We start from the raw sequence: 21,836 nt of genomic DNA, 5'->3' as shown, positions 1-21,836 counted from the left end.
TCTTGTCTAAGAACGTCTTTTTTTGTCTTTATTTCCTGTTGATCCAATATAAGGAATTCATTATAATTCGAATTGTGTGTTTAAGGAATATTTCAATAATTTTACCTGTACTTATTTTCTTTCGGTTTTGAACCGGTACGGGGAAGGGAGTCTTAGAGATGAACAGTAAATTCATCCGTTCCATTAGTATTTGCAACGTATTTATATTGCTCTCTTTACTGTTTTTGCAAACGATTCCTGAGCAGGTGCGTGCAACGGAAAAAAGCAAAACATACTTGATTGGTTTCAAGGACAGTAAACGAACGAAAAGGAGCGCTATCCAGGGAATGTCTGTGCAACAACTCAGTTCCAACATGATGGTCGCTACCTTAACTGAAAGCGAAAGGGAGGAATTATCTCAAGATCGAAATGTCGCGTACATAGAAGAAGATAGTGACATAGAGTTAGCAGAGATCGACCTGACAGAAAAACAGGAGATTCCATGGGGAGTCGAGCATGTAGGTGCACTTCAAGCGCACAGTAGAAATTACTTAGGTAAGAATATCAAAATAGGAATTTTAGACACGGGAATCTCTCGTCATGAGGATTTGAAAGTGAGTGGCGGCATTTCCTATGTAGAAGATGAAGCAGATTATGATGATGCCCATGGTCATGGTACCGCTGTGGCTGGGGTGATCGCTGGCAAAGACAATCGTCTTGGAATAGTAGGAGTCGCGCCAGAAGCGGAAATCTATTCAATCAAAGTTCTTGATGAAAAAGGTCATGGCAAGTATTCGAGTATGATTCAGGGAATAGAATGGGCCATCCAGAATGACATGAATATCATCTCGATCAGTGCGGGTGGCTCCGTGGACAGTCGTGCGTTGCATGACCAAATAAAAAGGGCAAATGAGCATGGAATTCTGGTCATTGCAGCAGCAGGAAATCGGGGTCTCGGGGAGGATACTCAATTATTCCCGGCACATTATCCGGAAACCTTGTCGGTAGGTTCCGTTGATCGGGATAACCAGCGTGCTGATACCTCCAGTGTAGGAACGGGTTTGGACCTGATGGCTCCGGGCGTGGATATTTTAAGCACTTCCCTTCAAAAAGGATATGAATTGCGCTCGGGTACTTCTTTAGCTGCTCCTCATGTGGCTGGTGCCGCAGCAGTCATTTGGTCGAAGAAGGGAAAGGTAACCAACAATGATGTACGGGATATTTTGGTAGAGAGTGCAACACCTCTAGGGGAGCCACGTTTTTATGGCAAAGGGCTGGTGAACCTGGAAAAAGCTTTGGATCTAGGAAATACAGAGTCTATCGGGATTCAGTCGATTGAATCTTCTCGTAGCGAACTGGCTATTTCCGTAGGGCAAAGCTATCCATTGAAGATCAAGGCAAAGATGACAGATGACACGATCAAAGACATTACCGAGGAAGCAAAATATGCCAGTAACGATGAAAAAATCGCAACAGTAAAGCCAACAGGACTGGTGACTGCGACTGGCATTGGTGAGACGCGATTGATCGTAAAGTTTGAAGACAAGACGATCGAAATCCCAGTAGTGGTTAGTGAAAATGTACCTTTGACCCCACCTGGCGGTCTTGATACCCCGGAAAATGGTGAATTAATTGTCGGTACGTATGAAATGAAGGGATGGTACCTAGATCCAGCAGGAGTGCCTCAAATCAGTATCATGGTTGATGGCATAAAGGTTGGAGAGGCAATCTATGGTGACCCAAGACCCGATATTGAGGCCAAGTATCCAGCGTATCAAAATGGAAACGCAGGTTTTCATTTTAACCTAGATACAAGAGAAATGAGCGTAGGATTGCATACGATTACGTTTGCCATTCAAAACAAGAATGGAGAGCAGACGGTTATCGAAGGAAATACGTTCTATATTGGCACCAAGCAGCCAGTAGAAGGCTTTCATGCTGATGTTTCCAAGCTAGAGCTAACGGCCGGGAATACGCATCAGCTCGTTGTCTCTACGATTCTCGAAGATAAAACGCTAAAAGATGTCACGATGCTGGCTGCATACACTTCTTCGGATGAAAGTATCGTAACGGTATCTCCAACTGGTTTCGTAAAAGCAGTAGGACTGGGAACAGCAATTGTGACGATTCGTTATGAAGGACAAGCCATCACGATTCTTGTCACGATCCAGGAAAAAATCGCACTCATACCGCGTTGGGAAGTAGAGAGTCCGGTCGACCATTCCACAATGACGGGAGCCTTTCTCCTGAAAGGCTGGTATTTAGATCCGGCAGGTGTATCAAAGATAGAGGTCCATGTAGATGGGAAATTAATTGGGGAAGCTCTTTACGGGCAACCGCGACCTGATATTGCGCAGGCGTATCCAGCTTATCAAAATGCTACTTCTGGTTTTCAGTATTTTTTGGATACGGCCCCAATAACGGAAGGGCAGCACACTATTACGGTGATGGCTGTGAATCAGGAAGGCAAAGAGCAAGTCCTGGCAGAGCGCTCCGTGTCCATCGAGCGTGCACAACCAGCCAAGAGTATAGCTGCAAATGTAAGCAAGGTCGAACTATCCCAAGGGAATACACAGCAACTTTTCATTTCGGCTGTTTTGCAAAATGACCAAATGAGAGATGTAACAAGAGAAGTGAAGTACTCCCTTGAGGATTCTACGGTTGCCAGCATTTCCGATCACGGAATCATCACTGGTGTTCGGATCGGACAGACCACGGTGATTGTCGACTACCAGGGACAAGTGCTGACGATACCGATCTCGGTTAAAGCAGCTGCTGGAGTTTCCCAAGGGGGATTGGACAGTCCTCTCGACAATTCGACGATTAGCGGAGTCTACCCTGTAACAGGCTGGTTTATCGCTTCAAGCGGCATCTCGAGCATTGAGGTGTTGGTGGATGGCGTTGTAATCGGGGAAGCCACGTATGGAGTTTCTCGTCCCGAAATCGAGATTACGGATATTTCTTTACCGGGTAGCAACGTTGGATTTCATTACAGCCTCGATACAGGCCTTTTCCAAAAAGGAAGGCATACCATTTCTGTTCGCGGAACAGCCAAGGATGGTAATCAAACGATGCTGGGGTCAAGAAACGTTCAGGTGGTCGAATTGCTATCGGCAATTGGATTGCACGTAGATATCGCCGAGCTGCAGCTTTCTCAAGGAAAGACACATCCACTCACTGTCAAAGCAGAGCTGGAGGATCAGAGCAAGCAGGATGTGACCAAGCTAGCCCTTTACACCATAGAAGATCCATCTGTTGCAAAGGTGAGTCCAGACGGTGTGGTTACGGCTCTGGCGCAAGGCAATACGAGCCTTACGATCAAATACGGAAATCAGAGTATCAAGATACCAGTCGTCATTACAGTAGCAGAAGTGCTAAGCCCAATCGGCGAAATAGAAACGCCAGCAAATGACGCGATTATCAATGGTACGTATACGATAGCGGGTTGGTTTTTGCATCCTTCTACGCCTTCGCGTTATCAAGTCTTCCTTGATGGAAAAGAAGTTGGACAAGCCAATTCGGATATAGCTCGTCCTGACATTGCCTTGCTGCATCCAGACTATAAGAATACACATGCTGGATTCGGTTATACGGTGGATCTGTCCGAATTGCAAGCTGGCCCTCATACGGTATCTGTCGTGGTCACGGATAGCGAAGGAAAACAGTACCCGTTGTCAGAGAAAAGCTTCGTGGTTGGAGAAGTAGCTCCGGCGGATAGTTTGAAGCATACGGAATCGGGCATCAGCTTAGCAAAATCATCGATGCAGAAGCTACAGATTACCGCAACTTCAGCTGGTCAAAGTCCAAGAGATGTGACTACCCAAGCCGTATATTCGTACGAGAATTCCAATGTGATCCACGTGAGTCCACTGGGGATCGTCACAGGACTCGAAGTGGGAATGACCAAGATCGTAGTCAGCTATGGAGGTCAGACCCTAACCATTCCAGTGGTTGTGACGGAAACAGAATCTGGACCACTGGTTGCAAAAGGACAGTTCGACATTCCGATAGACAAACCAGAAATTGGAGGAACCACAACGATTCAGGGGTGGCTCCTTGATCCGGACGGTGTAGCCAAAATAGAAGTGTTGGTGGATGGGCAGCTACAAGGAACGGCAGTATATGGCGGGCCTCGCCCAGACATTTTTGCCCTGTATCCGCGCTATGAAAATACAAATGCAGGATTTCAATATTTGCTCGATACAATGCGCTTCAATGAAGGCGAGCACAAAATAACCGTACGAGTAACCAACAAAAAGGGAGTAGAAAGCCTCGTCTTCGATAAAGAAGTAACGATTGGCCCTGTAACAGGGTTTACTACCAATCTTTCCAAAATGGATCTTGAGAAAGAAAAGACCGCTTCTCTCACTGTTGTAGCATCTTATCGCGACAAGAGTACGAAGGACGTAACGGGTCAAGTCATCTACGCGATTCAAGATCCAGCCATTGCAAAAATAGACGCAACTGGTGTGATAACGGGCCTAGCGTCAGGGAATACCGTTCTGTCCGTCACTTTTGCTGGCATCGTCCAGCAAGTGCCTGTTCATGTAAAGGGCGGCGCTTTGATAACGACAGGTTCGATTGATGCTCCAGGAGAGAATGAACAGATTAGTGGTAGCTATAACATAACAGGCTGGTTCATGACTCCTGGTGAAGTGGAAAAAATCGAAGTGCTGATGGATGGCGTTGCATTGGGTGAGGCGAAGTATGGACTGGAACGCCCGGATATTTTGCGAATGTACCCAGAGGCACCCCCTGTAAAACCCGGTTTTTCGTATCTGTTAGAAGTGAATGATGTCGACTTGGGTCAACATCAGCTGACTGTGCTGGTGACGGAAAAAGACGGGAAACAGACCAGTATGGAAAAGGCGATCACGATTGTGAAGCCGATTCATGACAAGTACACCTATTGGCTGCAATTTTCAGATCAGCAAGGCAAGGACAATTGGTCCTATCAAGAGGTGTCAGGGGATCGTCAAGCTGATTTGACGTGGAACAAGCAAACAGAAGAATGGAAGAGTAATCACGATACGGCCATCGGGAATACATGGATAAGAGTTGGCAGCTCAAACCCTGTCATCAAATGGGAAGCACCACGATCAGGAAAAATCCAGGTCAGCGGTTGGATTTCCAAAATTCAAGTCGATGAGGGCGATGGGGTAAACGTCCGATTGCTGAAAAACGATGATCAAATTTGGCCGGCTACTGGCTGGCAAGCCATCGAATTCAACGATGAAATTGGTGTGGAAATCCAAGAAGAACTAGAGGTAGAGCAAGGAGATGCGCTCTTGTTTCAAGTGGATCAAAAAGAAAATAGCATCGGCGATTTACTAAAATGGACACCTGAAATTACCTACATGAGTAATGCCGTTAAGGATAATGCGGCTCCTCAAATCTATTTGACCTCTCCCGCTGTGGGAGCAGCAGTCTCTACCGTCGATGGCAAAGATGTTGTTGCGATCTCAGGTTTTGCCATGGACCCGAATGTGGGGGATCAGGTAAACATTTGGTACCAGCTGGATGATGAAGATCCACAAGAGTTGACGAGATTTACGGCTTCGGAAAAGCACCAACCATTTTTGTTCAACTTGGCCATCCATCACCTGAAACCGGATGTTTTGTATTCTCTCCGTGTCTGGGCAGTCGACCAAAAGTCCGGAAGATCACTCAGTGAAAAAGTAGACTTCACCTTGGACATGAGAGCGCAAGCCGAAAAGGAAGACATTGTGGTTGTCGCGAAGTGGAAATCTCCGAAAGATGGAACCGAAATTTCAAAAGGAGAAAAGGTTTCACTGACCTGGGAATATGCAAGCTACGGTGGGCACTCTAGTAAAATCGAATCGCAAGAATTGCTCATTTATATTAGCGAAGGTGGGCATGTTACCTCGACGATCCGCGAAAAATTGACAGGTACAGCACGTTCCTACGTGTTTGATACAAGTGTGATCGAGAAAAATGCCCGAGTGGAAGCCCGAATTCGCTCGATTATGCCGAAGACGCCTGTTTATGTTTATGGTGGAACTGCGAAGTTGAATTTCAGTGTTCTGGCTGCCAATCAAGCTCCTGTCGTATCCAGTACGGAGTTTGTCACATTGGACAGAGGGCTTACAGGAGTCATCAACTATACGCTCAATGAAAATGATGTCACGGACAAAATCGTTTCGACAAAATTACGAGTGGGCTTCACGCCAGGTGGAAACGAGCTCGGTGAAAAAGAAGAGCTGATCCCGGAGGCTTCCCAAAACAGACAGGTTGTTAGCAGATATTCCTTCACCCTTACCAAAGATATGCTGCACCAGACCATTTACTGGACAGTGCAGGCGCAGGATAACCGGGGAGCTTGGACACCAGCTGTTAACTATTCCGTTCGACTGGAAGAAGCACTTCCGAAAATCGTGATCTACACGCCAGTTGCCAAGAGAGTCATGGACCTTGATGACACCTTTACATTGGATGGAACATACACGAAGCTTACCTCCGGAGAAATGATTGCAGCCAAAGTGGTCCCCTTTGATCCTGCCAAAAAATTCACAACAACAGGAACATCCGGTCAGTGGGAGCTGAACTGGACGGGGCGGGAAATCGGATCAGGCACGTACGAAAATATACAAGTGACAGAGCCGATTGTGGCCTATTACGGAGGAAGCTTAACAGTAGAAGACAAGCCGGATGCACCGAGTATCGTTAACGCAGAGGCCGAGACCAACTCACTCAAAATCTATTGGAGTCCATCTGTAGGTGCCATTGACTACGGAATCCAAATCGATGGCGGTGGTATTAAAAAAGTGGGCGACGTCACTAACCATACGATCACGGGGCTTCAGCCTGCTCGTGTTTATACCATCAGACTTTGGGCGTATACTTCAGCCGGGATTAGCAGCTACAGCAGTTCGATTACGGTTGAAACGAAACCAGCAGAAGGCAATTTTAACGGAATGGTCGAGAATAGCCCAGTGCGAATGTATTTCCCTGCAAATGAGGCGAAATACATGAAAATCGTTGCAGGAATAAATGGAAGCTATTCATTCACGTTAAACAACGATTCGGGTTCACCTGCAAATGCAACCCTCTCCGTCTATAAAGCGGCCAGCTTGCAGCCACATGAGGAGATTGCGGCGGGAGCGAATGGAAGAGTCAACCCCGTATTTGTTGCAGGAAAAACCTATTATGTAAAGATTGTCGCAAAGGATTCCTTCTACGCTACGCTTCTGGCAAAGCCGGGAGGAGAGGCCTTTACCTTTAACCAACCAAAGGAGATTACGCTTCAGCCTGGTCAAACGGTAGAGATGGCCATGAATACGACCATTCCTGGCAAGTATCGCATGGTGACACAATTGAAAAATCAGACACATAAATATCCGGTTGTCTCGGTACTGTCTAATGGAAATGCTGTAACACCAAAAGAGACGCCAACTCCTTCCGAAATCAATTATGAGCTGGGGATGGGCAGCTACACGATCAAATTGACCAATACCGAAAGTTATCCGGTGAGTGTTTCCTTTACTGTTTTTGCTCCCCTCCCTGGTGGAACTCTTTATGAGTACGTTTACGATCAAAACAATCGGATAAAGGCGATTAAAGAAAATGGCGTAGAATCCGTAACGTTCATTCATGATGATAATGGAAACATTTTAAAAAGTGTCAAGCATGCAGTGACGCTTCCACCAAAAGGAACCGTATTACATGTGGATATGGAAAAGGTGGAGGTACGAGCTGGCAGCACGCAACCGATTAAGGTCACAGCAACATTAGAGGACGGCAGTACGCTGGATGTAACAGCACAAGGCATTTACTCGGTGGTAGATTCTAGGGTTGGATTTATCGTGAAAGGCGTTGTGCATGGGATGAACCCTGGAACAACAGAGGCTAGGGTGTTTTACGGCGGACAGTTTAAAACGATAACGATTACGGTTGTACCCTAATCCATGTTCATGCAGTCCCCCCTTCGCATCATGGGGGGACGAATATCTCTAACGGAGGCATTATGAAACATTTTTCCATAAAATCACTCATGATTTATGTGCTATGTCTTGCGTTATGCACGACGATGCTGCCCCTTGGAACGACGTTCGCAAAAGAATCCTCCCCCGTGTCCATCTCTCATGTAACGTCAGGTGAGAAAGCAGCAACACCTGACACGGCAATCGAAGAGATTCAACAATCCATGGGCGGGCCAATCACCAATGACAAAAGAGAAGCAAAAAATCCGACCGAGTACACGGAAGCTGATATTTCTTCTCTTACATGGACGCAGCTAGAGACTGGCACTGTTATTGAAATTCATCGCAGTTTTGACAGAGCATTGTTAAAATTTGCAGCTTATTTCTATTCCGAGCTACTGCAATTACTAACAGCAGAAGAACAAGAGGAAATCAAACGCCTTTCCTCTGAGCAGATCATCTCCCAATTCGAGAATCTCAGTCAGGAAAGCAAAGATCTTTTACAGCGGTTAACCCCTCTCGTTCTATCTAAAATCAATGAAATCAAGCAACTGGACGAGCAGATGGAGGTCCATTCCACTACGCCTCCTCCGGTAAAATACACCGAAAAGGATCAGGAGTTTCGATTTGCTCGATCAAAAACAGAGCAATCCGTCGATGATCTATATCGCGCTGCGAACCTGGTAGAGCAAGATCTCTATTTGCCAGGGAAGCATGGACTGGATCTGGATATAAAGCGCAGATACCACTCCATGAGTAGTAAGATCAGTGCGCCAAGCTGGGATGAAGATTTTTCCAAGAATGAAGCACTGAAGGCCAATGAGAAATTTGCAACCGGCTGGGATTTTAATATGCCGAGATTGGATATCGTCACACGGGAGCAGGCCGTAACGGTAAGGGACGACCCCTATAATCCAAGTCAACAAATTTACTCTACCAAAGTAGATAAGGATCCATCGAGTAATCGGTATTACATTACTTTAGAGGACGGCACATCTTTAGAATACCGGTTCAACAAGTTTGTGAATTATCCGTATCAAGACATCTTCTTCACAATTGACGAAGTGAATCGGAAGTACACGCTGCATTACCGTAATTTGAAGTACGAGTTTGATGTCACGTTGGGAACGGTCGTCAAATCCAATATTTATGGGGACACGATCAAGTACAACCTGAATAGCGACGGAGAGCCGGTCAGCATTGAAGACAGTGTCGGCCGTTATGTGGTGCTGAAACGAAAGCAAAACGATACCACGCAGGATTTGATTGTCTATAAAGACAAGACAGAGACCACCATGCTCAAACATATTCGCTACCATTTTGAACGAAAGTTCGCATTGAGCGGCTACCATCAGCTCGTTCGCGTAGAAGTCCTGCCGACTGCAGGGAGCGGAAACAGCCCATATACAGTGGCCCGGTATGCCTATCATGATCCCAAAACGAAGGGCATTGCGTATTTCAATTTAAACAAAAACTATACGCTGGAAAAGCTGCCTACAGATCAAACCCTACAGGATTCAGCGAAGTTTTGGGAGTCCGATGTAGCCAAGCGCGCGGAAATCGATTACTTGCTTATGCAAGAAGCGTTTTATCCCTTGCAAGGCTTGAAAATCAATTACGATTACCGTCCCTATCAATTAGGTCAGACTACCTTTAATGACGGACTCGTACGGATTTTTCAAGACAAGCATGCCTTGAGCTATGTATCCTACCATCCTGTCAATAAAGTATCGTACAGCTATACGCAGAAAACGCCGAGCGGTACGAATACGTATAAGCTGGAAAAGAGCTATTCAGATAGCGGCAATTTCCGTGAGATATGGAAGGTGCCAAAAGAACAGCTGCCCAGATTGAAGAATTTTGCGGATAGACATGGGGATACCATTCATGTCACCGAATCAGAGGCATCCCGTTACACGAAAAATAAACGGTACAAGGTCAATCAAGACGGAAATCCTTTGCTGAGAAGTGAGAAGACAACAGGTATTAGTAAAGGCGGAACGAATGTATCTGGCGCGAAGTATCGGGTCGAGTATAATCCAACTACCTACACGAGCTACGCCTACACCGGTCGAAATACGAATCCGACGTATCAGTACGTTTTCCTCGAACCGACATCGGCTGTTAGCGATCTGGATGTATACAATCACTATTTGAAAGACCCGAATGTTTCCAATCGCGCACAGTATGCTGCCAAGATCAACAATTACGCACAAGAGACGTACCTGGAATACAACCATTATGGACAACTGATCAAGCAGATTGCGCCAGACGGGATTATGAGCACATGGACATATGATGAGGTGGCGCTGAATCCATGGGGGTTCCGGACCTTCTCCGTTTTGAAGGCAGCCAGAACACAATCAACCACTGCCTCAGGCGATCCTTATTATTCGAATACGACATTCGAGTACAACGATCAATATTTGCTCAGGAAAGAAACGGAGATTAATTCGTTCCCTGCCAATTTAATCAATACTCCCAAGAGTCAATCGGTTGAACGAACCTACGAGTACACAAACAAACAGCTTTATTCGATAACGGAGAACTTTGGCGCAGGAAAGACACGGACGCAGACCTTTACCGCCTATGATCAATACGGAATTCAGCCCACACAGATCGCACTCGCTGGAGTGGAGTTGGAAAGCGGAAAATCGGATGTGCTGAATTTTTCCTACGAAATTGATGACAAAGGTCAAATCAAAAGCCAGACCTATCCGAATGGAAGTAAGGCTACGTATGAATACGATGAATTAGGAAGACCTCTATCGGAGACTTTTCACAATCAAGGTGCAAAACGAACCATTACGTATGTCTATCGGGACGGTGAAGGTTCTGGGGCGACGACAGATGGACCGGGAATCGTTGAGAAAATTGCACCGGATTCATCGAGACTCATCACCTACTACACGCCATATGGAGATACCGCCTATCAAGAGCAGGTAGGCACAACAGGTGCGAAACGTCCTTTGATAGAAAACGAGTTCACGCCGGATGGATTGGAGATCAGCCGCACGGTTCCTTACGGGAAGCAGGGGGAAAGCACCTCGTATCTATATGACTGGGACGGATTTCTGTACCAAGCGACGAATTCCCTGGGAACCATTAAAAACCATCGAAACAATGCCTACTCAGATGGATCGAAATATTTGCCGCGTTTGACGGAACAAACGCTCTCTCCAAATGGTTTCATCGTAACCACTTACCGCGACTTGTATGGAAAAGTGGAGAGCACAGAGGAGACGACCCAAAGCGGCAGTCACCATCGAGTGACGACCTATCAGACGGATCGATTCGGGAAAGTAACCAGTAAGGAAATCTCTGACGGCAAGACTTCCCAAGCGTGGAGTATGCGCTTCAACCATAACGACAATCTAGTATATTTGCAGGACCCGGAAAATAACGTAAACGTATATGGCTACGATACGCTAGGCAATCTCACCAGTGTTTTGGAAAATGGGACGACTACGGCAGAGTATATCTACAATAGTTTGGCATGGAAGCTCTCGGAGAAGAATCCGGAAACAAGAGCAGAGACGTACACCTACGATAAAAGCGGCCTTGTGAAAAGTTACAAGGATAAAAACGGAGTCATGCTCAACTATGACTATTCGCCTTTCCATGAACTGACGAAAGTTTCTTCCGGTACTGCCTTCTATGAAGAGCGCGTGTATGATCCACAATCTGGTCTGCTTTTGAGCGAAAATAATAACGCCGGAAACGCCATCAGCTATGGCTACGATGGATTTCATCGGAAGAATCGCCAGACGATGATGGGCAAAGACTACCAACTGCTCTATTCAGACAGCGATGATACGGTGGATACTCTTGTTTACCCAGCAAGAGGTGCAGTATCTGGTTCAGCCCCATCGATGAGAGTCGAATACACCTATGACAACGCGAACAGATTGAATGCGGTGGCGATTCCAGGAGTGGGAACGACCACGTACACGTACGATATCAGCAATACAGGGGAAACCAATGCTATATCGTATCCGGGACAACCGACAGCCATGCAGCAATCGGTCAGCTCGTTTGGAGAAATAACGGCAATGAATCACGCAGACGGCTGGAATGAGACAAATGGCTACGATCTGTTTGGGAATATCACCAGTCAAAAGCGCTCCGGTACGAATTATGGATTGTTTGTGTACGACAAGCTTTCCCGGATCAAGGAAGAATCGGTCGAAGGAAACGTCAAGCAATACGCGTACGACAAACGCGGCAACCGCCAAGTGTATGCCAATGCTCCGGCAAATATCTTGGGCTCCTATGAAATGAAGCACGATTTGTTTAATCGTTTGCAGGAGTACAAGGACGAGAAAGGGACAACGACGTACACGTATTACCCAGGTGGACTGCGGGCGTCGAAGCAACAGACTGGCAGCGTGACCGACACGACCAACTACGTCTATTTGAATGGGCAAGTCATTGAAGAGCTGACGCAGGATGGCAGGGTCAAGGCGCGGAATGTGTTTGGTAACCAGTTGATCTGGCGAAAAGACTACGCGTCGAATCTCGAAGGCAATTACTATTACAATAGCCACGGTGATGTTGTCAAAATCAAGGCTCCCAATGGTAATGTCCTGAACACGTATGATTACGACATCTGGGGTAACCTGATTACGGATAAGGTCAAAGAGACGATTTCCAACCCATTTATGTATGCGGGGGAGATGTATGACAAAGAGAGCGGGTTTTACTACCTGCGTGCCCGGTATTACGATCCGAAGATAGGGCGGTTTATATCGGAGGATACGTATAAGGGGCAAGTGGATAATCCGCTGACGCTTAACAGGTATACGTATGGACATAACAATCCAATTATCTTTGTTGATCCGACAGGTCATCAAGCAACAATCGAAGGTACTGGGGAAAGGTTTCAGCCTTTAGATTTTTATAGTATGAGTCATGAAACTAAACAAATGTACATTGATCGCTATCTCAAGTATGGGGAGAACTCAATCCCTAAAGAGCTTCGAGGTGGTGTAGAATTCGAGGTATTTAGTCAGGCATATATAAATGAAGTAGCGGAGTATGGTCCTGGCGGAGCAGGTGTTAAGATAGTTAAGACGGGCAGTAAGGCGGTTATAGCAGCAGTAAATGGTACTAAAATTACGGGGACGTATAATTCTGCTAAGATACCAAGAAGTGGAGCAGAATGGAATGAATACTACAAGAGCAAATATGGAAGTGGAAATGTTGGATGGGTAACTGAGTTAAAAACATACGATAATATTGTAAGCAACCCCAAAGCTTTATGGGGAAAATCAGCCGACGACGTTGGTAAGATTCTTGGAAAGGGATGGACAAAAGGTACTTATGGCTCTGCTGGTACTGGGTGGAAATTTACAAACGGGGACAAGTCAGTCTTCTATCATCCAGGAGGAGGAGTGCATGTAGGGTCATACATTGGATTTTCGAGTGGACAAACTGGTAAAGTCAAGGTAGTAGGATCGGATTATAAACCGTTATCTGGCGATAAAGCTATAATTATTTACAAGTAAGGGGGATTTTCTTGTGGAGCAAATATCTATAGAAAAACTTATGGAACTATTTGTAGATACTATCGGTAAGTGTGGGGTATATTTACTATTTGAGAATGATGAAGTAATTGAGTATAACATTTTTGAAGAATTTGATACTGGGGTTATTTCGTTTTTACACGCTGATAACTTACAAAAGCTTAACGATGCTGGACTTATCAGTGATGAAATCATGCAAAAAAGCACTATTTTAAGAAATTGGGTTCAAACAATACAACAAGGTAATAATTGGAACGTTAATGCGGTTAGAAATTCATCTGAATGGAAGAACATACTTGAACTAGCTGATGAAATCAAAATAATGTTAGGACAAAATTTTTAAAGGATAAAAAAGGAAGAGTGGCTGATCATGGTGAAATACGTGATCAGAAATAAGGTATAAGTTAATATTTGAACTAACTTATAACCTTAACAGTAAGATTTTAAATACAACCAACAAACCAAACTTTCAAAGGCTTATTCCAACTTATATGATGAGGAGGAATAGGCTTTTTGCATGGCTAAACTATATCCCTTTGTATGCTTTATCACGGAGGATACGTATAAGGGGCAAGTGGATAATCCGTTGAGCTTGAATCGGTATACGTATGTAAGTAATAATCCGCTAAAATATGTTGATCCTACTGGTAATGTCCAGCAAATTCATGCAGATTGGGCGCCAGGAAATGGAACGGTTTATAAAACCGCTAATGATTTAACATTACCTGAGGCATTAATCTTTTCAGTGGATCCGAACATATCTGCTGAGCAAAGAGCAATTGCACAGGCAATGGTATGGAAATTAATTCTCGCCCCAGACAAGGGTGGAACTATTGTAGCAACCAATACGGCTAAACAAGTGAAAATCCCGAAAGTAGTCAATCAGCAAAATGTGAAGGTCCATGGTCCCCCTGTCCCTCAAAATACGTTCAAAGTAGACTTACAGTTTTTTGGAATGAAGTTTGTGGATGTATCTAATAGGATGGGCTGGGTCAACATCGGAAATAAGGATAGCTTCATAAGAACAAATAAATACACTCTAGGAACAGTAAGAAAAGAAGATTTGACGGATATTATTAAAACACCTGTTTATGATAAAAATAAGAAGTTAATTGGAGAAATTCATTCATTTCAACCTGAGTATAATTATAATAGACCAGGTAGACCACCTACCGGAAAGTTTTTTCCAGAACATCTACACAGGTTAGATAGTGACGGAGAACTAAGTAGTATCCATGAGTACTTTGATTAAAAAGAGGAGAATTGTTATGAAACTAGTTTTACAAGCACCATATGGAGTGATAGAGAATTTTGAAGAAATCGGAAGTATAAAAGATATCGTTAATTTTCTTGAATGCTTCATAGATAATGACGAGATGCTTTTATTTGCATTTTCAGAAGATATTAACTCAATAGATACGGTCAGTCACCGAAAATTAATTGAAGATAGGACTATGTTTATTAATAATGAGTGGGTGTTTCCTTGGGAACCTCCTCAAAAAGGTGTTCCTTCTATTAATTGGTATGCGCCTGTTGGAACAATAGAAGTGATAGACGCAATAAAAATAAATCAATTATTTCTGTGTGTAGTCCTAGATAAGAAAAAAACGTTTCAAGAATATACGTACATGATACGGAAAATAGAAGAGGATGCTAGTTTTACACTATGTTTCACTGAAAAACGATCTCAGCATTTTCAAAAATATGTATTTCCAAAGATTAAACAACTATTTGGAGGTATAAATGTAGAAGGGGTACATTATTCACCAAATGAGTAGCTCTTACTAGAGCTGTCAAGATTTTTGTGTAAACTCTCAATCTCTAAAATAAAATTAAACTTAGAGAGATTGGTAGATTTTTTGATGTCAAAAGAGCAGATTAAGAAATAGATTAAATTTTTTGCTGAAATGATTCAGAAATTCCACGAAGGAGTGATCTAGTCCTTTCTTGGGTATGCTGGGGATGACATGAATAACAATCGGCCAACCGATATCTGTAATGGATATTGTAAGTAAACAACTGTTCCAAATTTGGCGAATTTTACACTCAAGTAAACGATAACAGCTCCATTAGACGCCTATAGTAGCGACTGGAGCTGTTTCTTTTATCTTGTTTTATTTGTACAGATGAGTACGAATTAACAACTAGTCACCTTCCAACCCACCAAAATTCTTTCTACCAACAAACTTATCCGAAACATAAAACAATGACAAAACTAGAATATTATGGTATTTTCTCTGTAAAAATAAGTCACGCCTCTCGTATAATCTCGAGTCGCACGAAAGGAGACCGATAGATTTGCTCATAGCCATAAATCTGATCTTTCTACTTATCTTTGCCGTCATACTGGCAAAACTTCTCACCCTACTAAAACAAACCCAGAAGCAGGTCCATCACTTCCACCCTTTCATCCCGGAAACCGGACCAGCAATCGGCACCAAACTACAATCACTACCGTTCCTAACACTAAACGGTCAAGAGCAACAACTAAACCATCTGCCCCGTCCACTAATCGTAAACTTCACCCATACAGGCTGCGGGCACTGTGCCAATCATGTGCACGAACTATTGTCAGAGGGAGAGGTACTCACAGATGCATCCGTTATTATCTCAACAGAATCCGAGTACATATCCACTTCCCAATGGCTGCGAGAAAACAACATATCCGGAATCCCTGTACTAATTGGCAACGAACCCATGCTGGAAGCATACAAGATCAATCATTTCCCCAGCATTTTCGTAATCGATGAACAGGACGTCATTCGTGCCAAACCAATAACCGCCGTGGAAACCAAAAAGAAGCTCCTGGCGCTAGCAGGTGAACCAGCATGACTCGCTCCTATTTTGCAAAAACAGTTCGATTGATTTGGGCACATGGCAAGCTATGGCTCATTTGTTCCATCGCTCTTAGAATCATCCTGGCATTTTCCCCGTTGGCATCAATCTGGATCATGAAAGAAATGGTGAACGAGGTTACAGCCATTGCGCTGGATCAGACAGATGATTACCAGCCATTGCTTTGGCTGCTTGCGGGATTGTTTTGCGTGACGCTGGTGACGAATGCGTTGGAAACGGTCTTGCGTATTCTCGATGCCCATACGGAGCAACGACTGGAATATCACTTGGAGCATATGGTAGCAAAGAAAGCAGCATCTGTTCCGCTCTCTTATTTCGATGATCCGGAATTTTACAATCATCATCACCGCATTCGGGCAGAGGCAATGGGGGAACGCTTTCTGGACCCTGTGGGAAGGGTATTGGATCTTGGTAAAAATCTGATTACTCTGATTTCGTATGCGGTGTTTTTGCTTAGCATTCACTGGGGATTAGCTGTGATGAGCTTGCTGGCTGTGATTCCGCTGTTAATTGTCCAAATCAAATTTGGTATGTCGGAATACTATCTCGCAAGGCTACAGACGCCGGAAATTCGAGAAGCCTCCTACATCAGCTCGATCCTGAATGAGCGCGACAGCTCCAAAGAAGTCCGACTGTTTCAGCTCAAGGACTTTTTGCTAGGTAGATGGTCTCGCCTGTATTTGAAAAATATGAAAGAGGTACTTCGTCTGCTCCACCGCAGGGAAAAAGCACTGATTCTCTCAGGGATTTTTACCTCCTCAATGTATATTGGCTGCTTGGGACTGGTCGTATCGCTGCTTCGTGCGAGCGCCCTGAAGGTAGGGGATTTTGTAGCGATTGCACAAGCGGTACAGAATACACAGCAGCTACTTTCGCTCATGACCTTTAACCTCGCACATATCGTCAACAGATGCTTGTACATCGCTGATCTGTTTGACTTTCTGGAATATGAGGATAAAACGATTCCGAAGCTCGCTGGCAAAGCTGAGTTTCCCACCAAGCTGCAATCTGGTATTACGTTTGATCGGGTTTCGTTTTGCTATCCCAAAATGGAGCGCAATGTGATCAATGAAGTTTCCTTTACGATCAAGCCTGGGGAGCGTATTGCGATTGTCGGCGATAATGGCTCTGGGAAAACGACGCTCGTCAAATGCTTGATGGGGCTTTATCCGATCCATTCGGGGAATATTCTGTTCGACAATCAGTCGATTCATGAGCTCGATATTTCCGACCTGCAACGACATATCACGGTCATTTTCCAAGACTTCATTCGGTACAATTTCACTGCTGGAGAGAACATCACCATTGGGAGAGTGACGCAGGAAGTCAATCCCGCCCAGATGAGGCAAGTAGCGGTTGAAACCGGTGCAGATACCTTTATTCGCAAACTCCCCAGTGGATACGATACGATATTGGGTCGAACGCTACAGGATGGCGAAGACCTGTCAGGCGGACAGTGGCAGAAGGTCGCGTTGGCGCGGGCTATATACAGAAGAGGAGAGATTTTTATTCTGGACGAGCCTACGGCGGCACTTGATCCGCAAGCAGAGCTGGAAGTATTTCAGCAGTTTGATGCCCTCACACAGAACAAGACGGCGATTTTTATTTCCCATCGGATGGCTGCAGCACGAATGGCGGATCGGATTTTTGTCATGAAGCAAGGTCAGCTGATCGAAGTAGGGCATCATGATGAGCTAATGGATGCAAACGGAGAATATTCGCGCATGTACCGCATGCAGGCGAAATGGTTTGCGTAACGAAGGAGGGGTGTTATGGAGGAGCTTGGTTTGCTGTTTCGGCTGATTCTCGCCTTTTTATTTCTCAGCACGTTTGTCTCGAAAATAAGCGATATTAGCACGCATTTGTCCATTGTGCGAGCCTATCAGATCATACCTTATTCGTGGTCAAAAAGCTTTACGTATCTTGATCTGGGGTTGCAAGCCGCCGTAGTGATTTCCTTGCTGCTTGGTTTTTTTACAACGTTGGGACTGTCCCTGGCGATTTTGTTACTAGGGGCGTACACACTTGCGATCAGTATCAATCTAGCAAAAGGTAGAGAGAAGATTTCATGCGGATGCGGCGGAATGGCGGGAAACCATTTTTTATCGTGGAAGCTTGTTTTGCGTAACCTCGTATTCATCAGTCTAGCCGTCTATGTGGGGCAATGGAGCGGGGGCTGGGCGAGTGTTGACCATTATTTAGTGTCCGGCAGTTTCGAAATTACCAACGGAGTTATGGCTATCTTCTTTTCGAGTGTGTGCATCTCTCTTCTCATGGCTATTAGTGGAGAAATCAGTACGTTCAAACATATTTTGCGAAAAAGGCAGGGATGAACATGTCTACAGGCTGGATGATTGGGTTCGGGGTATTATGGGTGACGGTTATCGCGATTTTGGTTGTCCTGTTTCAAGTATTAAAGGTACTCGGGACGTTCATTAACAAAATGGAAGCAGCAGAAGAGAATAGTAGAAGAAGCGATAAAAATATAACTTCTTGAAATTTCGGAAAGCGCTTTCGATGTCAGTCTAAACATTTGAGCAAGACTGTCTCGCAAGTAGAGAATTCTACTACAGGAGACAGTCTTGTTTTTTGAAAAACCAAGAATTAACGTTGTAAATCTAAATGAAGCAAAGGAAACGGCCTTCCCGAACCATCCAGTTCAGATCTTCCTGTTTGCACAAACCCATACCGTTTGTAGAAAGCGTGGGCCCCTTCGTTTTGTTCGTTGACATCTACTTTCAAATGAGGGCCATACTTGCGTTCCGCATGTTCGAGTAATCTGCTGCCAATCCCTTTTCCGTGGTATTCTGGATCAACGAATAGCATTTCGATTTTTGTTCCATCAAGTCCAATAAAGCCTACGGGTTCTTTCTTTTCGTTTAGTTCCATCCATACTTCAACAGCAGATAGAGCTTCATTTTTTACCATGTTTTTATAAAACTCAATATCTTCTTTCGTCAAAAAATGGTGAGTACGGCAAACAGCACGATACCAAATATCTACCAATTGATCACAATAGCTGGCTTCATAAACAACAGTTTTGGTATTCATCATGAAACCTCCCGATTCAAACTAAAAAACAGAAAAGAGCGCTCTTGAGAGCTTATTATATAGAGTCGCTAGGAACTTTCCTATGGTGTTCACAGCTTTTCAATCCTCCCAGAATAATCTGACGATTGATAAGGGAGAAGGGGGAGGGGAACCCTACCTCGCCACAATCCCCCCAGGCACCTCGAAATACTCTCTCTTTTCCACAAACAAGGGCTCTACAACCCCAAACTCATCCTTCAACTGCTTCATTTTTTCCTGAGCCTCAGCTTCCGTCTGATAATACCCGGCCTCGACAAAGTATCCACCTTGCTTGTCCTTCAAAACCCGCATACTGTCCGCGACCAACAGAGATTCCTCCATAGCCCCGAGCGTCTCTCCATACGGCACGGAAGCAGTGCGCACCGAGTACACAGGCTGCTGCTTTTCTGGCGACACTTCTTTTCGCGAAATCGTAATCACAACCTGTGCCGGTTCCTTATACTCTTTCACTTCATAAGCTATCGCTTCCTTAAAAGTCACATTAAACCGCACGAGAGAATCGTCCAATGAAATGATCTCATAGGCATCTTCGATATACGGACTTTGCTTCAATATCTCGAAATCTTTGACAGCCGAAAATCTTCTCGCACCACCAACAGCAAAGGTCATCGTATTCGGATATTCAGTAAAACTCACGTGGAAGGAGCTGGCGTTCTGCTGTACCTCATTATCCTGGGTAAAGTTCAAGATGATGTTTTCCTGATCTCCTTGCTTCTGTACCGTAATGAAGCTAACATCTACGGCATCCTGAGGAGTACCGCCGCCTGCACTGCCTTTATTGAATTGCAATATTTTCACCAGCTGCCCCAGACCGGGTACGTTTTCCAAAGCGCTTGCAAAAGCGGGCATCGTATTCACGCTAACTGTAAAAAGAACAAAGACTGCCGCTGCGCTTACGCCAGCGTGCTTCATCCAACGCGTTCTTGCTTTCGCACGTTTTCGATGCAGCTTCCCACGTTCGATGGCTTGCTCGGTGACTGCCGCCAACTCTTCGGGAATTTCAATATCGTGATAGGCTTGTTTATAATCGTCCAGCTTGTTATCCAAGAGATTCACGCTCCCCAATGTTCACTTTCAATTTCTCCAGTCCGCGGTAAATGATCGACTTTACGGAACTGAGGGGTATGTCTAGCACATCGGCAATGTCCTTGATGGTCATGTCTTCGAAATATCTCAGCATAATGACCGTTCGAGATTTTTCATCGAGTTGGCCCAAGGCATCATGCAAGTCGATGACATCTTCCCGCGGTTTCTGCTCATAGCGGCCTTCATGCTCTTTATCCATATAAACGACTTTTTTTGCTTTGCGTATGTGATCCAAGGCGCAGTTGACGGCGATTTTTGTCAGCCACGTTTGAAAATATTGCGGCTGCTTTAATTTGTGTACGGAGATAAAGGCGCGATAGACAGTCTCCTGCACAATTTCCAGGGCGTCTTCCTTGTTTCGTACATAAGTAAAAGCCATGCGATATATTTTTTCTCTACTCTCTTGGATCAGAAGCGTAAAGCTGTCTTCATCACCGGAAATGGCTCTTTGCGCCAGTTCAGTTTGATTCACGATGCTGCACACCCTCCTTACTGAATACGTTAGGTTCTTCCTTTCTTCTCGAAAATAATCCCGCAGCGATAGACACACTGCGGGAACGTAGATCCTTCTTATCCTTACTTCAATGGAAGCACCATTTTATTTTTCATTTCGCCGCTTTCTTGATCGATTTCAAACAGTTCGAGGGTGCTTGGCTTATTTTTAGATAGATTGCTCAGCGGAATGACAATCTCCTGAGAGAATTCACCCCATTCCGGGCCGCCTTTCGATGCTGTACCAAAGCCTTTGTCAACTATTTGTTCACCTTGCTTCACGGCATATTGATAGGTGCCTTCGAAAACGCTAGCTTCGCCGAAAACGGTGTACACGACGGACGGGGTCGCAAGCTTCAGGTTACGAAATACGTTGGTGTTTTTTACGTTATCGGAGCTATCTAATGGAATGGAAAGCTTGTTGATGATCGAGCCGTTCTCTTGGTTGATTTCAAACATCTCGAGCAGCAATGGCTCGTTTCCGATCATCTCACTTGTTGGAATCTTAATCGTTTGCGCAAAAGTTCCCCATTCCGGGCCACCTTTTGAAGCTGTGACGAACCCTTTTGCCAAGACGTGCTTCCCTTGCTTGACTGCGTATTGGTACGTTCCTTCAAAAACACTGGCTTCCCCTTGTAAGGTGTACAGTAGAGCAGGCTCCGCTAGTTTGATATTCCGGAACATAGTTTGCTTGGCAGCTACGTTTGCTTTTGTTTCTTGCTGCGTGGTTACTGGGGGAGCAGCTTGGTTAGCCCAAGTAGTGCCGAGAGCTCCAGCAAAAACAGAGCAAGTCAAAATAGAAGCAGCAAATACAGTGATCGTTTTTTTATTCATGGTGTGTCTCTCCCTTATATGGCAGATTGCCGGT

The 21,836-nt window shown here is 44.8% G+C and carries 12 protein-coding genes and 1 pseudogene; 9 read left to right on the top strand and 4 right to left on the bottom strand.

What is annotated here, in order from left to right:
• Positions 1 to 158 precede the first annotated feature (158 nt).
• The 9 genes and pseudogenes from HP399_RS21985 (at position 159) to HP399_RS21945 (ending at position 18,797) form a co-directional block, all read left to right on the top strand.
• The gene (locus tag HP399_RS21985; RefSeq protein ID WP_173618985.1) at positions 159 to 7,901 is read left to right on the top strand and encodes a S8 family serine peptidase; all 7,743 of its coding nucleotides are present in this window, start codon (positions 159 to 161) and stop codon (positions 7,899 to 7,901) included.
• A gap of 62 nt (positions 7,902 to 7,963) precedes the next feature.
• On the top strand, positions 7,964 to 13,426 hold the full coding sequence (locus HP399_RS21980; RefSeq protein WP_228088318.1) for an RHS repeat domain-containing protein: 5,463 nt from the start codon (positions 7,964 to 7,966) through the stop codon (positions 13,424 to 13,426).
• 13 nt (positions 13,427 to 13,439) lie between these two features.
• The gene (locus HP399_RS21975; protein WP_173618984.1) at positions 13,440 to 13,787 is read left to right on the top strand and encodes a hypothetical protein; all 348 of its coding nucleotides are present in this window, start codon (positions 13,440 to 13,442) and stop codon (positions 13,785 to 13,787) included.
• A 201-nt stretch (positions 13,788 to 13,988) separates the two neighbouring features.
• Positions 13,989 to 14,097, top strand: a pseudogene (locus HP399_RS31200) (RHS repeat-associated core domain-containing protein); the annotation flags it as partial.
• Positions 14,098 to 14,712: 615 nt separating this feature from the next.
• Positions 14,713 to 15,222: a hypothetical protein gene (locus HP399_RS21965; protein ID WP_173618982.1), complete on the top strand. Its 510-nt coding sequence runs from the start codon at positions 14,713 to 14,715 to the stop codon at positions 15,220 to 15,222.
• Between the two features lie 520 nt (positions 15,223 to 15,742).
• A complete protein-coding gene (locus HP399_RS21960; protein ID WP_173618981.1) occupies positions 15,743 to 16,276 on the top strand; it encodes a TlpA family protein disulfide reductase in 534 nt (177 codons plus the stop codon).
• Complete coding sequence (locus tag HP399_RS21955) at positions 16,273 to 18,057, top strand: ABC transporter ATP-binding protein (protein ID WP_173618980.1); 1,785 nt, start codon at positions 16,273 to 16,275, stop codon at positions 18,055 to 18,057. Before HP399_RS21960 ends, HP399_RS21955 begins: the two co-directional genes overlap by 4 nt.
• Before the next feature lie 15 nt (positions 18,058 to 18,072).
• A complete protein-coding gene (locus tag HP399_RS21950; protein ID WP_173618979.1) occupies positions 18,073 to 18,633 on the top strand; it encodes a MauE/DoxX family redox-associated membrane protein in 561 nt (186 codons plus the stop codon).
• A gap of 2 nt (positions 18,634 to 18,635) precedes the next feature.
• Complete coding sequence (locus tag HP399_RS21945) at positions 18,636 to 18,797, top strand: hypothetical protein (protein ID WP_164724411.1); 162 nt, start codon at positions 18,636 to 18,638, stop codon at positions 18,795 to 18,797.
• Positions 18,798 to 18,904: 107 nt separating this feature from the next.
• Here HP399_RS21945 and HP399_RS21940 read toward each other — a convergent pair whose 3' ends face one another.
• The 4 genes from HP399_RS21940 to HP399_RS21925 all read right to left on the bottom strand — a co-directional run bounded on the left by HP399_RS21940 (position 18,905) and on the right by HP399_RS21925 (position 21,802).
• A complete protein-coding gene (locus HP399_RS21940) occupies positions 18,905 to 19,351 on the bottom strand; it encodes an acetyltransferase (protein WP_173619258.1) in 447 nt (148 codons plus the stop codon).
• Between the two features lie 153 nt (positions 19,352 to 19,504).
• Entirely contained in the window at positions 19,505 to 20,446 is a 942-nt protein-coding gene (locus HP399_RS21935; RefSeq protein WP_228088317.1) for a DUF4179 domain-containing protein, read from the bottom strand.
• Positions 20,430 to 20,948 (bottom strand): sigma-70 family RNA polymerase sigma factor, encoded by a 519-nt coding sequence (locus tag HP399_RS21930; RefSeq protein WP_173618977.1) that lies wholly within the window; start codon positions 20,946 to 20,948, stop codon positions 20,430 to 20,432. Before HP399_RS21930 ends, HP399_RS21935 begins: the two co-directional genes overlap by 17 nt.
• 104 nt (positions 20,949 to 21,052) lie before the next feature.
• Complete coding sequence (locus HP399_RS21925) at positions 21,053 to 21,802, bottom strand: Gmad2 immunoglobulin-like domain-containing protein (RefSeq protein WP_173618976.1); 750 nt, start codon at positions 21,800 to 21,802, stop codon at positions 21,053 to 21,055.
• Positions 21,803 to 21,836: the final 34 nt, after the last annotated feature.

This window comes from Brevibacillus sp. DP1.3A (assembly GCF_013284245.2).
GTDB lineage: Bacteria > Bacillota > Bacilli > Brevibacillales > Brevibacillaceae > Brevibacillus.
The sequence above is the reverse complement of the archived record's forward strand: the minus strand, read 5'-3'. Positions and strand labels throughout refer to the sequence as shown.

What these genes read in the sequence shown, in the direction of transcription:
- HP399_RS21985 (WP_173618985.1), top strand. Translation starts at nt 159, where the DNA reads ATGAACAGTAAATTCATCCGTTCCATTAGTATTTGCAACGTATTTATA.
- HP399_RS21980 (WP_228088318.1), top strand. Translation starts at nt 7,964, where the DNA reads ATGAAACATTTTTCCATAAAATCACTCATGATTTATGTGCTATGTCTT.
- HP399_RS21965 (WP_173618982.1), top strand. Translation starts at nt 14,713, where the DNA reads ATGAAACTAGTTTTACAAGCACCATATGGAGTGATAGAGAATTTTGAA.
- HP399_RS21955 (WP_173618980.1), top strand. Translation starts at nt 16,273, where the DNA reads ATGACTCGCTCCTATTTTGCAAAAACAGTTCGATTGATTTGGGCACAT.
- HP399_RS21950 (WP_173618979.1), top strand. Translation starts at nt 18,073, where the DNA reads ATGGAGGAGCTTGGTTTGCTGTTTCGGCTGATTCTCGCCTTTTTATTT.
- HP399_RS21945 (WP_164724411.1), top strand. Translation starts at nt 18,636, where the DNA reads ATGTCTACAGGCTGGATGATTGGGTTCGGGGTATTATGGGTGACGGTT.
- HP399_RS21940 (WP_173619258.1), bottom strand. Translation starts at nt 19,351, where the DNA reads ATGAATACCAAAACTGTTGTTTATGAAGCCAGCTATTGTGATCAATTG.
- HP399_RS21925 (WP_173618976.1), bottom strand. Translation starts at nt 21,802, where the DNA reads ATGAATAAAAAAACGATCACTGTATTTGCTGCTTCTATTTTGACTTGC.